Annotated in this window: 15 protein-coding genes and 1 tRNA gene; 7 read left to right on the forward strand and 9 right to left on the reverse strand. The window is 71.4% G+C overall.

Translation table 11 applies throughout. The features are described from left to right. Positions 1-148 precede the first annotated feature (148 nt). On the forward strand, positions 149-376 hold the full coding sequence (locus ACTZWW_RS18340) for a hypothetical protein (RefSeq protein ID WP_444782410.1): 228 nt from the start codon (positions 149-151) through the stop codon (positions 374-376). A 20-nt stretch (positions 377-396) separates the two neighbouring features. On the opposite strand, the gene ACTZWW_RS18345 is transcribed toward ACTZWW_RS18340, so the two are convergent. The 5 genes from ACTZWW_RS18345 to ACTZWW_RS18365 all read right to left on the reverse strand — a co-directional run bounded on the left by ACTZWW_RS18345 (position 397) and on the right by ACTZWW_RS18365 (position 5,301). Beyond that, positions 397-1,722, reverse strand: coding sequence for a TRAP transporter large permease (locus tag ACTZWW_RS18345; protein ID WP_444782411.1), 1,326 nt, complete (start codon positions 1,720-1,722; stop codon positions 397-399). 14 nt (positions 1,723-1,736) lie between these two features. After that, on the reverse strand, positions 1,737-2,255 hold the full coding sequence (locus tag ACTZWW_RS18350; RefSeq protein ID WP_444782412.1) for a TRAP transporter small permease subunit: 519 nt from the start codon (positions 2,253-2,255) through the stop codon (positions 1,737-1,739). A gap of 3 nt (positions 2,256-2,258) precedes the next feature. Beyond that, positions 2,259-3,356: a TRAP transporter substrate-binding protein gene (locus tag ACTZWW_RS18355; RefSeq protein ID WP_444782413.1), complete on the reverse strand. Its 1,098-nt coding sequence runs from the start codon at positions 3,354-3,356 to the stop codon at positions 2,259-2,261. A gap of 299 nt (positions 3,357-3,655) precedes the next feature. Beyond that, positions 3,656-4,360: a GntR family transcriptional regulator gene (locus ACTZWW_RS18360; RefSeq protein ID WP_444782414.1), complete on the reverse strand. Its 705-nt coding sequence runs from the start codon at positions 4,358-4,360 to the stop codon at positions 3,656-3,658. Beyond that, the gene (locus ACTZWW_RS18365) at positions 4,357-5,301 is read right to left on the reverse strand and encodes an N-formylglutamate amidohydrolase (protein WP_444782415.1); all 945 of its coding nucleotides are present in this window, start codon (positions 5,299-5,301) and stop codon (positions 4,357-4,359) included. The genes ACTZWW_RS18360 and ACTZWW_RS18365 overlap by 4 nt, the downstream gene beginning before the upstream one ends. A gap of 217 nt (positions 5,302-5,518) precedes the next feature. On the opposite strand from ACTZWW_RS18365, the gene cpdR reads away from it, so the two are divergent. After that, on the forward strand, positions 5,519-5,875 hold the full coding sequence (cpdR, locus tag ACTZWW_RS18370) for a cell cycle two-component system response regulator CpdR (RefSeq protein WP_029031016.1): 357 nt from the start codon (positions 5,519-5,521) through the stop codon (positions 5,873-5,875). Between the two features lie 114 nt (positions 5,876-5,989). Beyond that, positions 5,990-6,064: transfer RNA gene (locus tag ACTZWW_RS18375), tRNA-Val, on the forward strand. 34 nt (positions 6,065-6,098) lie between these two features. Here ACTZWW_RS18375 and ACTZWW_RS18380 read toward each other — a convergent pair. From ACTZWW_RS18380 to ACTZWW_RS18395, 4 genes are all read right to left on the reverse strand, one after another. Continuing rightward, complete coding sequence (locus ACTZWW_RS18380; protein WP_444782416.1) at positions 6,099-6,587, reverse strand: thermonuclease family protein; 489 nt, start codon at positions 6,585-6,587, stop codon at positions 6,099-6,101. A 140-nt stretch (positions 6,588-6,727) separates the two neighbouring features. Then, positions 6,728-7,132 (reverse strand): type II toxin-antitoxin system VapC family toxin, encoded by a 405-nt coding sequence (locus tag ACTZWW_RS18385; protein ID WP_444782417.1) that lies wholly within the window; start codon positions 7,130-7,132, stop codon positions 6,728-6,730. After that, positions 7,132-7,377: a type II toxin-antitoxin system Phd/YefM family antitoxin gene (locus ACTZWW_RS18390; RefSeq protein WP_444782418.1), complete on the reverse strand. Its 246-nt coding sequence runs from the start codon at positions 7,375-7,377 to the stop codon at positions 7,132-7,134. The genes ACTZWW_RS18385 and ACTZWW_RS18390 overlap by 1 nt, the downstream gene beginning before the upstream one ends. A gap of 100 nt (positions 7,378-7,477) precedes the next feature. Then, entirely contained in the window at positions 7,478-9,100 is a 1,623-nt protein-coding gene (locus tag ACTZWW_RS18395) for an ABC-F family ATP-binding cassette domain-containing protein (protein WP_444782419.1), read from the reverse strand. Between the two features lie 156 nt (positions 9,101-9,256). On the opposite strand from ACTZWW_RS18395, the gene ACTZWW_RS18400 reads away from it, so the two are divergent. The 4 genes from ACTZWW_RS18400 to ACTZWW_RS18415 form a co-directional block, all read left to right on the forward strand. After that, a complete protein-coding gene (locus tag ACTZWW_RS18400; protein ID WP_444782420.1) occupies positions 9,257-10,048 on the forward strand; it encodes an alpha/beta fold hydrolase in 792 nt (263 codons plus the stop codon). A gap of 92 nt (positions 10,049-10,140) precedes the next feature. Beyond that, on the forward strand, positions 10,141-10,533 hold the full coding sequence (locus tag ACTZWW_RS18405; RefSeq protein ID WP_444782421.1) for a DUF4149 domain-containing protein: 393 nt from the start codon (positions 10,141-10,143) through the stop codon (positions 10,531-10,533). 85 nt (positions 10,534-10,618) lie between these two features. Next, the gene (locus tag ACTZWW_RS18410; RefSeq protein WP_444782422.1) at positions 10,619-12,310 is read left to right on the forward strand and encodes an alpha-amylase family glycosyl hydrolase; all 1,692 of its coding nucleotides are present in this window, start codon (positions 10,619-10,621) and stop codon (positions 12,308-12,310) included. A 240-nt stretch (positions 12,311-12,550) separates the two neighbouring features. Next, positions 12,551-13,008: septum site-determining protein MinC (locus ACTZWW_RS18415; RefSeq protein ID WP_458575410.1), on the forward strand; the 458-nt coding region annotated here is incomplete at its 3' end.

The following is a 13,008-nucleotide window of genomic DNA, read 5'->3' on the forward strand; positions in this document are numbered from 1 at the left end:
TATACCGGTCCGGCCGGAGGCGCACACCCCGCGGCGACCACGCGCGACATCGCGCTGCGACGCCGTAGAGGAACAGGTTCCTCTTGCGTCCGGCGCGGAGTCACGGCAATCAGAACGAAAGCGGAACTCATGCGGCGAGGGCGGAACGATGGTGGTGCGCAGGAGGGTCTTCGACGAGGCCGAGCAGGCCGAGCTGCTGCTGACGCTCGGGCATGCGCGCAAGGCGCTCGTGCACGCCGCCGAGCGGCTGCCACGCCGCTCCGTGGCACGGGCCGGGGCGGACCGGGTGGTCGCCAACATCGACGAGCTCGCCTTCCTCCTCACCGGCGCCCGCGAGCACTTCTGGGAGCCGCAGCACGCGACGCCGGGGGAGTGAGGCGACGTCCGCCTTCCGCCTCACCAGCCGATCGCGTCGGGGAGCCAGGTGGCGAGGCCGGGTGCGGCGAACAGGATCGCGAGCGCGGCGAGCTGGAGCGCGATGAAGGGCACGACGCCGCGGTAGATCGCGCCCGTCGTGACCCCCGGCGGCGCCACGCCCTTGAGGAAGAACAGCGCCCAGCCGAAGGGCGGGGTGAGGAACGACGTCTGCAGGTTCATGCAGATCAGGATGCCGAGCCAGACCATGTCGACGCCCTGTCCCAGGAAGAAAGGCAGGAACAGCGGCAGGGCGACGTAGGTGATCTCGATCCACTCCAGGAAGAAGCCGAGCAGGAAGACCAGCACGAGCAGGAAGATCAGGCTCCCCGTCACGCCGCCGGGCACCCATTCGAACATGCGCTCCACGAGGTGCTCGCCGCCGAGCCCCCGGAAGGCGAGCGCGAAGAGCTGGGCACAGATCAGGATGAAGAACACCATCGCCGAGATCAGCAGCGTCGTGCGCGCGACCTCCCACAGGAGGCGGCCGGAGAGCTTGCCGGCGAGGAGCACCATGGCGAGCGCGCCGATCGCGCCCATCGACGCCGCCTCCGTCGGCGCCGCGACGCCGCCGACGATGGAGCCGAGCACGGCGACCACGAGCCCTATCGGCGGCACGACGACGAGGAGCGTCTTCTTCGCGAGCGTGCCCGCGGGCATCGCCGCACGCTCTTCGGCCGGGATCGCCGGGGCGAGGTCCGGCCGAAGCCGCGCCGTGACGAGGAGCGCGATCACGTAGAGGCCGGCCAGCATCAGGCCGGGAATCATCGCCGCCGCGAACAGCGTCCCGACCGAGAGCCCGAGCACCTCGGCGAGCAGGATCAGCACGAGCGAGGGCGGGATGATCTGGCCGAGCGTGCCCGAGGCGCAGATCACGCCGCAGGCGAGCGGGGTCGAATAGCCGCGCCGGATCAGCGCCGGCAGCGTCAGGAGCCCGAGCGTCACGATCGTCGCGCCGACGATCCCCGTCGCGGCGCCGAGCAGCACGCCCACGATGACGATCGCCACCCCCATCCCGCCGCCGACCCGGCCGAACAGGTGGCCGATGACGTCGATCAGTTCCTCGGCGAGACGCGACTTCTCGAGCATCACCCCCATGAACACGAAGAGCGGGATCGCCATCAGCGTGTAGTTCGTCACGACGCCGTAGATGCGCGACGGGACGAGGTTGAACAGCATCGGCCCGAAGCCGGCGTAGCCGAACACGATCGCGGACGTCGCGATGGCGATGCCGACGGGGATGCCGATCATGATCAGGCAGAAGAAGGCGCCCACCATGGTGAGCGCCAGCATCTCGTTCGGCGACATGAATCAGCCCTTCGTCAGCGCTTGGTCGGCCCTTGGGGGCGCGTGAGGACGGCGTGGCGCAGCGCATGGCAGAGCCCCTGCGCCGCCAGCAGCGCGAAGCCGAGCGGGATGAGGCTCTTGAGCGCGAAGCGGAAGGGCAGCCCGCCCGGGTTGGGAGAGCCCTCGCCGAGCCGCCAGGACTGCGCCACGAAGGGGATGGAGAGCTTGACCATCCACGTGGCGAACAGCGCCAGCAGAAGGCCGGTGAGCACCTCGACCGCGCGCTTCATCCACGCGGGGAAGCGCTCGTAGAGCACGTCGACACGCACCTGCTCGCCGGCCAGCAGCGCGTAGGACATGCCGAACAGCGCGATCGGCGAGATCAGGTGCCATTCGAGCTCCTGCAGCCAGATCGCGCCGGCGCTGAAGAAATAGCGCGCCAGCACGTTGCCCGCGACGACGAGCACGAGCACGATGCAGGTGAGCGCGGCGAGGCGGCCGAACAGCGCGACCGCCCCCTCCAGCGCCTCGACGAGGCGTTCGAGCGCGATCACGGATCAGCCGCCGAGGATCGTGCCGTGCCACGGGCCTTCGGAGATGCCGGCCCAGCGGTCGTGGTCGGCCTTGAAGGCCATGTAGGCCTCGTGGACCTTCTGCGAGAGCGGGTCCTTGGCCGATTCGGTGGACAGCACGTCCGCGGTGACCTCGCGCAGACGCTCGACGACCGCCTGCGGCAGGACGGCTGCGGTGACTCCGTGGTTGGTGACGAGGTCGGTCAGCGCCTCGCCGTTCACCGCCTCCGACCAGGTGACGCTCTCGAGCACGGTCGCCTGCGCGGCGGCGCGCACGATCGCCTTGATGTCGTCCGGCAACGCGTCCCAGGCGATGCGGGAGATGGCGAGCTCGCCGGTGGTCGCGGGCTCGTGCCAGCCGGTCGTGTGGTAGAACTTCGCCGCGTTCTGCAGGCCGAGACGCCGGTCCTGGTAGGGGCCGACGAACTCGGCCGCGTCGATGACCCCGCGCTCCAGCGCCGGGAAGATCTCGCCACCCGGCAGGAGCCGCGCGTCGACGCCGAGCTCGCCGTAGATGCGGCTCGCGAGGCCCGGGATGCGCATGCGCAGGCCGTTGAGGTCCTCCACCGTCTCGATCGGCTCGCGGAACCAGCCGGTCATCTGGACGCCGGTGTTGTTGAGCGGGAAGGCGACGAGGCCGAAGGGCTCGTAGACCTCCTGCCACAGCTCCAGGCCGCCGCCGTGGTAGAGCCACGCCATGTGGCCGAGGAAGCTCATGCCGAAGGGCACGGTGGTGAAGTACTGCGCCGCGAAGCTGCGCCCCGCCCAGAAATACGAGTTGGCGGCGTTGGCCTCGACCACGCCCGAGACGACCGCGTCGAAGCCCTCGAGCGCCGGGACCAGCTCGCCGGCGGCGAAGTGCTGGATCGTCAGGCGCCCGCCGGACATCGTCGCGACCTTCTCGATGAAGGCGTCCGGGCTGCCGGGGCCCGTCGTGTAGAAGGGCGAGTTCGGGCCGTAGGCGTTCGTCATGCGCCAGGTGAAGCTCTCCTGGGCCCGCACGACGGCGGGGGCGGCCACGCTCGCGCCGACCGCGATCGCGCCGCCGGCGGCGCCGCGGGTGAGGAAGTCGCGTCTGTTCATCTCGGGGTCCTCCGGTTTCGCTTCGCTCCGCCCCGAGGCCCGCATCCGCGCGAGCCCCGTCCCCGGCCGTCTCTTCCCCCTCGCGACCTTCCTCTACGGGAGGCCGTCTCTCGTCTCCGGATGCTCCTGCATGCAGGATGCCAAGTGCCGTCCGCCGTTGGGCAAGCGCGCAGGCTTCGCGCCCGGGCGCACGGCTGCCGCGAAAGGCGACGCGGGCGTGCTCAGCTCGTATGCAGTTGCTATGGAACTGACATGTCAGATGCCGCGGCACCCCGACGCGTGCGGATGCGGCGGACGGCTCACATCAGGGCGTCGAGCGTGCGCCGGGTGTAGTCCTCGACGTAGTCGACGAGGGCGTCGGAGGCCGCCTGCGCCGCCGCCTCGTCCCCGGCGGCGATCGCCCGGCAGATCGCCGCATGCAGGCGCGAGACGCGGGGGATGTCGCCGAAGCGCTCGAAGGCGAGGAACCAGAAGCGCCGCGTCTGCGCCTGGATCGGCGCCATCGCGGACGCCGCGTACTTGTTCTGCGCGCTCGCGGCGAGCAGCGCGTTGAAGTCGCGGTCGGCCGCGATGAAGGCGGCCTCGTCCTCCCCGGACTCCGCCTCGCCGAAGCGCGCGGCGAGCGCAGCGAAGCGGGCGCGCGTCGGCCGATCGGCGAGGCGCGCGGCGCGCCCGGCCATGATCCGCTCGAGCCCGCGGCGCACCTCGATGAGCTTGAACTGGTCGGCGAGGTCGATCTCGGAGACGATGGCGCCCGCCCGCGGCAGGATTCGCAGCGTGCCTTCCACGGCCAGCCGCTGCATCGCCTCGCGCACCGGCGTGCGGCCGAGCCCGAGACGCTGGGCCATGGCGTTTTCCGAGATGCGGCTGCCGGGCGCGAGCGTGAGCGTGACGATCATCTCCTCGAGCCTGCGGTAGGCCTGCTGCGCCTGGGTCTCCGGGCGGTGCGGCCGCTCCTCCGGGAGATCTCCGGCGGACGGGAGTGGAGCCCCCGCCCCGCTCATTCCGCGGCGAGCCCCGGCTCGATCGACCCGGCGCCGACGCAGGAGGCGATGGCGGGGAAGACCTCGGCCATGGCGTCGATCAGGTCGCGGGCGATCGTCGCGAAGGCGGGGCTGCGCGCCAGCGTGCGCTCGTCCATGTAGAGCGCGCGGTTGATCTCGATCTGCAGCGCGTGGCGTCGCCCGGCCGGCTCGCCGTAGTGCTCGGTGATGAAGCCGCCGGCGTAGGGCTTGTTGCGCGCCACCCCGTAGCCGCGCCGGCGCAGCGCCTCCTCGACGAGGTCCGTGATCGGCCCCGCGCAGCTCGTCCCGTATCGATCGCCGAGCACGATGTCGGCGACGCCCATCTCCTCGCGGGCGAGCGAGGAGGAGGGCATCGAGTGGCAGTCGATCAGGACGGCGGCGCCGAAGAGCGAGACGGTGCGCTCGACGAGCCGGCGCAGGGTGCGGTGATAGGGCTTGTAGAGCGCCTCCACGCGGGCGAGCCCTTCCTCCACCGCGAGCTTGCGGGCGTAGATCTCGTGGCCGTCGGCGACGAGGCGCGGGATGGTGCCGAGCCCGCCGGCGACACGCATCGAGCGCGTGTTGGCGTAACCGGGCAGCCGCCCGTCGAACATGCGCGGGTCGAGCTCGTAGGGCTCCCGGTTGACGTCGAGATAGGCGCGCGGGAAACGCGCGCGCAGAAGCGGCGCGCCGAGCGCCGGCACGCCGGCGAACAGCGCATCGACGTGCGCGTCCTCCGAGCGGCGCAGCGCCAGCCCCGAGAGGCGAGCCGCGGCGAGGAAGGCGGGCGGGTAGACCGTGCCGGCGTGCGGCGCGTTGAAGACGAAGGGTGCGCTCTGCCGCCCCGGCGCGTCCACCACGAAGGCGGGGGCGAAGTCAGGGTCGAGATCGGCGTCGCGCGCGAGGTCCGCGCCGAGATGCGTGTCCTGTGCGACGGGCATGCGGCCTGCCGGGTCTCCGAGCTGATGCGGGCGGCGGTGCCGAAGCGGCGCGCGCCCCGCGCGAGCCTACGAAGATGGGGCCTCGCGTCGCGTCTGTCCATGGCGCAGATCGGCGCGGGCCGTCGCGGCGGGCGGCCGGCTTCATGGCCTGTTTACGGCCCGTCGGCTTTATGGAACAACGATAGCCGATTCGCACCAGAGCCGATCCGGACGACAGATGAAGATCCTTCTCGCGGAAGACGACGACGACATGCGCCGCTTCCTCGCCAAGGCCCTGCAGAACGCGGGCTACGACGTGGCGAGCTTCGACAACGGGCTGTCCGCCTACAATCGCCTGCGGGAGGAGCCCTTCGAGCTGCTCCTCACGGACATCGTCATGCCCGAGATGGACGGCATCGAGCTCGCGCGCCGCGCGACCGAGCTCGACCCGGACATCAAGGTGATGTTCATCACCGGCTTCGCCGCGGTGGCGCTCAACCCGGACACGCAGGCCCCGAAGGACGCCAAGGTCCTCTCCAAGCCCTTCCACCTCAAGGACCTCGTCAACGAGGTGGAGAAGCTGCTCGCCGCCTGAGGGCGGCGAGAAGAGGGGCGGCGGAGGCCGGCATTTTGCCGCTTGCATCCCCTCCGAGCCTCCGCTATATCGCCCTCCTCACCGGCGGCGCCCACCCGAAGTCGCCGGTCTGGAGGGCGCGTAGCTCAGCGGGAGAGCACTACGTTGACATCGTAGGGGTCACAGGTTCAATCCCTGTCGCGCCCACCATCTTCTCGAGACATCAGCGCGAGATCGGCCGCGTCTAGGTACGCTTCTGCGAAGGAAGCCGGCCGCGCATGCGCGCGTCGGCGCGCCAGAGCTTGCGGCGCACGTCGGGCGGCTCGAGATGGCGATACTTGCCGCCCGAGAATTTCGGCCAGTCGAGCGCGAGGCCGCAGCGGACGAGCTCGGCCGACAGGTCGCGGCCGTCGGGCAGGTAGCATTCCGCAACGACGCGATCGTAGGAGATCTCGGGCTGGATGTGCGCGGTGATCATCTTGCCCCGGCACATCTTGACCATGGCCCATTTCGACTGGTTGCCCCAGGGGTGGTCGAGCTCGGGCGCGTCTATGCCGGCGAGCCGGATGTGCACCCCGTCGATGACGATCGTGTCCCCATCGATAACCCAACAGCGCCCCCGCAGGATGCGGGTCGGCCCATGCTGGGGCACGACCTCGCGCGTGTCGCGCCGGCCTCGCTCGGGCCGGCGTTTCCTGAAGAGCAGCTTGGCCAGCAGGTGAAGGAATCCCATGCCTCGGTCCTCGGCATCGACATCTCACACTTGTGCAGGCCAGCAACGGATGTGGCAAGTCGATAGCAGAGCCGGGAGCGATATCGTGCGGGGTTGCTGAGGCAGCTGAAAGGAGGCGCGCTGGCGCGATCGCGCGTGACCTAGTCGAACGGGTTCTCGACCCCGACGCCGGTCCCCTCGAAATGCGCGACGTTCCGCGTGACGACGACGGCTCCGTGATGGAGCGCCGTCGCGGCGATCATCACGTCGACGCCGTTGTTCCCGAGTTGCGCGCTCAAGCGACCCCAGATCCGCGCCACGTCCGGGCAGACCGGCAGGACGCGGTCGGCGAACAGCGCGGCCGTCGTGTCGACCCACGCCCGCAGCGTCGCCGCGAAATCCGGATCGCGATCCCGCACCGCCTCGATGCCGCGCTCGATCTCTCCGAGGGTGAGGACGCTCAGGAACAGCGTGCGCTCGTCGTGCCGCTCGAACCATCGAGCAACCGACCGATCCCCGTCGGGGCGGCGCGCCGCGGATATGACGTTCGTGTCGACGAGGTACATCAGAGATCCACCTCGCGCGGCCGCAGGTCGGCGCGGTCGAGGGGAAGATCGCCGGGGAATGCGAGCAGATGCTCGGCGAAGGAGCCGCGCCCGGCGCGCGCCTGCTCCACGAGCAGGTCGTATTGCCTGGCCTCCACGACGACGACAGCCGGCTTGCCCCGCCTGGTGACCCGCTGCGGCGTCCCCGACATCGCGTCGTCCACGACCCGGCTGAACCTGTTCTTCGCGTCCTGGAGCGTCCACATCGCCGTCACTCCTCGCGCGGCTCGCTTTCATCGGCCGATGGCTAGCTAGATAGCTAGCTCGTGAGCCGGGCGTCAAGTATCGTCCCGCCCCTCGCCCCCCTCACCCCCGCAGCCCCGGCGCCTCCTGCCCCGTCCGCGCCACGTACTCGACATACCCGCCGGCATACTGGTGCACCCCGTCCGGCGTCACCTCCAGCACCCGGTTCGACAGCGCGCCCAGGAAGTGGCGGTCGTGCGAGACGAAGAGCATGGTGCCCTCGTAGCGTTCGAGCGCGGCGACGAGCATCTCCTTGGTGGCCATGTCGAGGTGGTTGGTCGGCTCGTCGAGGACGAGGAGGTTGGGCGGGTCGTAGAGCATCAACGCCATGACGAGGCGCGCCTTCTCGCCGCCCGAGAGCACCCGGCACCTCTTCTCGGCGTCGTCGCCGGAGAAGCCGAAGCAGCCGGCGAGCGCGCGCAGCGAGCCCTGGCCGGCCTGCGGGAAGGCGTCCTCCAGCGACTGGAACACCGTGCGCTCGCCGTCGAGCACCTCCATCGTGTGCTGGGCGAAGTAGCCCATCTTGACGCCCGCACCGATCGTGACCGATCCGTCGTCGGGCTCGGCGGCGCCGGCGGCGAGCTTGAGCAGCGTCGACTTGCCGGCGCCGTTGACGCCCATGACGCACCAGCGCTCCCTGCGGCGCACGACGAGGTCGAGGCCCTCGTAGATCCGCCGGGAGCCCCAGGCCTTGTGCACGCCCTTCAGGCTGATCACCTCGTCGCCGGAGCGGGGTGCGGGCGGGAAGTCGAAGCTCACCGACTGGCGGCGCCTGGGCGGCTCCACGCGGTCGATCTTGTCGAGCTTCTTCACCCGGCTCTGCACCTGGGCGGCGTGGGAGGCCCGCGCCTTGAAGCGCTCGATGAAGGCGATCTCCTTGGCGAGCATCGCCTGCTGGCGCTCGAACTGCGCCTGCTGCTGCTTCTCGGCGAGCGCGCGCTGCGCCTCGTAGAACTCGTAGTCGCCCGAGTAGCTGGTGAGCGTGCCGCCGTCGATCTCGATGATCTTGCCGACCACGCGGTTCATGAAGGCGCGGTCGTGCGAGGTCATCAGGAGCGCGCCGGGATAGCCCTTCAGGAAGGCCTCTAGCCAGATCAGGCTCTCGAGATCGAGGTGGTTGCTCGGCTCGTCGAGCAGCATCACGTCCGGGCGCATCAGCAGGATGCGGGCGAGCGCCACGCGCATCTTCCAGCCGCCCGACAGCTTGCCGACGTCACCGTCCATCATCTCCTCGGAAAAGCCGAGCCCCGCCAGCACCTCCCGCGCGCGGCCGTCGAGCGCGTAGCCGTCGAGCTCCTCGAAGCGCGCCTGCACCTCGCCGTAGCGCTCGATCACAGCCTCGAGGTCGTCGGCCCGGTCCGGATCGACCATGGCGGCCTCGAGCGCGCGCAGCTCGGCGGCGACCGCGCTCACCGGCCCGGCGCCGTCCATCACCTCGGCGACCGCGCTGCGGCCCGCCATCTCGCCGACGTCCTGGCTGAAATAGCCGATCGACACGCCCCGATCGACGGAAACCTGGCCGTCGTCGGGCTGCTCCTCGCGGGTGATCAACCGGAACAGCGTGGTCTTGCCCGCCCCGTTGGGGCCGACGAGGCCGACCTTCTCGCCCCGCTGGATCGTGGCGGACGCCTCGATGAACAGGATGCGATGGCTCGCCTGCTTGGTGATGGTCTCGATGCGGATCATGTGCTCGGCCGGCCCGGGAGGTGGTTCGGCGGCCTTATGGCACGGGCGGGCGCCGGCGGCGACCCTCCCCGGCCGGGGGCGAGCGGCGCGCCCGCCGGAACGTCCGTCGCCGTTCGGGCCTTGACGAGCGGGGCGAGACCCGAGGGAGCGCGACGCATGTTTCGATACGACCGCGGCGGCGAGGGGCCCGCCATCGTCCTGGTTCATGGCCTGGGCGGCACCCGCCGCTCCTGGGACCCGATCCTGCCGGCCCTGAGGGCGCGGCGCACGGTGATCGCGCTCGACCTGCCCGCCCACGGCGAGACGCCGGGCGCGCCCGACAGCGGCGGCTTCGATGGCCTGGCGCGCAGCCTCGAGGCGTTCCTGCGTGCCGAGGGGCTCGACCGTGCCGGGCTCGTCGGCGCCTCGCTCGGGGCGCGGCTGGTGCTCGAGATGGCGCGACGGGGCCTCGGCGGGCCGGTCGTGGCGCTCGATCCCGGCGGGTTCTGGCGCGGCCGCGAGCGCACCTGGTTCCGCGCGACGCTCACGGCCTCGCTCGGCGCGCTGCGCGGCCTCGGCCCCCTGCGTGGGCCGCTCGCGCGCAACGCCGCGACCCGCAGCCTCCTCCTCGCCCAGCTCTCGGCCCATCCCGCCCGCGTGCCCGCGGACCTCGCCGCGCGCGAGATCGAGGGCCTCGCGCGCACGCCCACCGTGGCCGCGCTGATCCGCGATCTCGCCGAAGGTCCGGCGCAGGAGGGGCCCGCCGCGGCGCCGAGCGGCCCGGTCGCGATCGGCTGGGGCCGCAAGGACCGGCTCTGCCGCCCCGCGCAGGCCGAGCGCGCCTGCGCCGCGTTCCCGTCCGCGCAGCTGCACTGGTTCGAGGATTGCGGCCACTTCCCCGTCTGGGACGCGCCGGAGGCGGCCGCGGAGCTCGTCCTGCGGGCGACGGAGGAGGCGGGGGCGGGCTAGCCGGCCCGCCGCTTCCCGGAGAGACGTCCCGCCGCATCGACGCGCGGGCGCCGCGCGCCATCTCACCGGGGCCTCCCCAGACGGATCCCGCCATGCTCGCCACGCTCGCACTCCTCGTCCTCGCCCTCCTGTTCGGGGGCATGGTGCTGTACTCCTTCGGCTTCGCCGCCTTCCTGTTCACGGCGCTGCCGCCGGAGACCGCCGGGCCGACGATCCGAAAGGCGTTCCCGCACTTCTATCTGTTCGTGATCGGCACGGCGGCGCTGGCGGCACTGCTGCTGTGGTCGATCGACCCGCTCGCGGCGGGCCTGATGGCGGCGGTTTCGGCGACCACCGTCCCGACGCGCCAGATCCTGATGCCCGCCATCAACGCGGCGACCGATTCGGGGGCGAGGAGCCGCTTCGCGCGCCTGCACGGGCTCTCGGTGGCGATCACGCTCGCCCACATCGCTGCCGCCGGCTGGGCGCTCACCCGTCTCGGCTGAGCGTTCGCGCCGCCGGCCGGCTCGAAACCGAAGCGCTCGTCGCGCCGTTTGCCTGCCGCACGCAGGAGCCGGACGAAAGAGAGCGATGAGCGAGACCAGCACGAAATCCAGACGCGCTGCGGGCGGCGACCCCCCCGCCACTCCCTGGTGGGCGAGCGCGGTGATCTACCAGCTCTACCTGCGCAGCTTCCGCGACACGAACGGCGACGGGATCGGCGACCTGAACGGTGTGATCGAGAAGCTCGACTACGTCGCGGCGCTCGGCGTCGACGCGCTGTGGCTGTCGCCCTTCTACAAGTCGCCGATGCAGGATTTCGGCTACGACATCTGCGACTTTCGCTCCGTCGACCCGACCTACGGCGAGATCGCCGATCTCGATCGGCTCGTTCTTTCCGCCCGCGAGCGGGGGCTGCGCACGATCGTCGACTTCACGCCCTGCCACACCTCCAAGGAGCACCCCTGGTTCCGCGAGAGCCGCTCGTCGCGCGACAACCCGAAGGCGGACTGGTACGTCTGGGCGGACGCGCGCCGGGACGGCGGCCCGCCGACGAACTGGCTCTCCTCCTTCGGCGGCAGCGCCTGGGAGTGGGAGCCGCGGCGCAGCCAGTACCGCTACCACGCCTTCCTCGAGTGCCAGCCGAACCTGAACCTGCGCACTCCAGAGGTGGTCGACGCGATCCTCGGCGAGATGGCGTTCTGGCTCGACCGCGGCATCGACGGCATTCGTCTCGACGCCGTGCAGTGCCTGCTCAGCGACCCGGACCTGCGCGACAATCCGCCGATCGCCTCCAGCGGACCCTCGATCCTCGTCGGCGGCGGGCCGAACAATCCCTTCAGCCGGCAGGAGCACCCGTTCGACCGCGGCCTTCCGGACTCGATGGGCCTGTTCGAGCGCATGCGCGCGCTCGCCGACCGCTACGGCGCGGACCGCTTCCTGCTCGGCGAGGCCTCGGACGTCGATTCGATCCCCTTCTGCACCGAGGCGACGGCGCCGGGGCGCCTGCACGCGGCCTACCATTTCGACCTGATCAACTCCGACCTCGACGTCGGCGTCCTGCGGCGGCAGATCCGCGAGACCGCCGCGCGGCCGGAGGCGACCATCCTGACGGTCGCCGGCAACCAGGATTCGACGCGGCTGATGAGCAATTGGGGCGTGCGGCCCACGCGCCAGGGCTTCGGGCGAGCCTTCGCCAAGCTGATGTGCGCCATCATGGCGACCCAGAAGGGCGGCGCGCTCGTCTTCCAGGGCGAGGAGCTCGGGCTCACGCAGGCCGAGATCGGCTGGGACGACCTGCGCGATCCCTGGGGCCTGCAGCTCTACCCGGATTTCGCGGGCCGCGACGGTTGCCGCACGCCCATGCCCTGGGAGGCGCATGCCCGCTACGGCGGCTTCGGCGAGGAGACGCCCTGGCTGCCGTTCAGCGAGGACCATCGGGCGCTCGCCGTCGACCGCCAGGAGGCCGATCCCGACAGCGTGCTCAACGCCTACCGCCGCATCCTCGCCTGGCGCCGCGACCAGCCCGCCCTGCGCGGCGGCACCCAGCGCCTCGTCGAGGACGCGCCCGAGCCCCTCGTCGTCTACGAGCGCGCCGCGAACGGGGCGCGCCTGCTGTGCGCCTTCAACCTCTCCGACCGCCCCTTCACCTGGCGCCTGACCGACGGCGAGCGGGACGCCTGGAGGGTGGTCGACGGCCCGGGCTTCGGCGGCGCGATCCGCGAGGGCGGGGTGCTGGCGCTGGGGGCGTATGACGGATTGTTCGCGGCGCGGCGGGAGTGAGGGGTCGTTCGATCGTCCGCATTCCGAGATAGGGGCCGCGCAGGCACACGCCGCCATTCCGGCCCTGTTTCGAACCGTCAAGAACCTAGAGATTGCATAGCGTCTCGCGCGCCCGACTCCGGTCGTACGCCACCCAGCGACCCCCGGCAAAACTTGCCCGCCCCTCCGCCGGATTAACTCACCGTTAACCCTAAGCCGCCCAAATCGAGCGCGTCAGGATTCCTCCAGCCCGCCCGAGCCATGAACGCACTCTCAGCCAAGCGCGCCCCCGAGACCGCCGAGCCCGAAGCCTCTCCTTCGCCGGCACCGGCCGCCATCCGCTTTCGCGGCCGATCCTTCGTTGCGCTCGTGCTCGCGCCGGAGCTGCCGTTCGACGATTGGCTGGCCCGACTCGACGCGCTCGCCGAGAAGTCGGCGGGGTTCTTCCTGGGGCGCCCGATCGTGCTCGACCTGAAGGACCTCGCGGTGAATCGCGAGGGGCTCGCCGAGCTCGTCGAGAAGCTGGGCGAACGCGGCGTGCGCATCATGGGCGTGGAGAACGCCAAGCCCTCGCAGCTCGGCCCCGGCCTGCCGCCGGAGATGCGCGGCGGGCGGCCCGCGAACGACATCGATCCGGCGGTCGAGGCCGAGCGCGCCGCGGCGGCGCGGGCCGCAGCGCAGGCCCTCGCGCAGAGCGGCCCCGCGGCCCCGGCCGGCGT

The organism is Salinarimonas sp. NSM, from assembly GCF_052380005.1.
Taxonomy (GTDB): Bacteria; Pseudomonadota; Alphaproteobacteria; order Rhizobiales; family Beijerinckiaceae; genus Salinarimonas.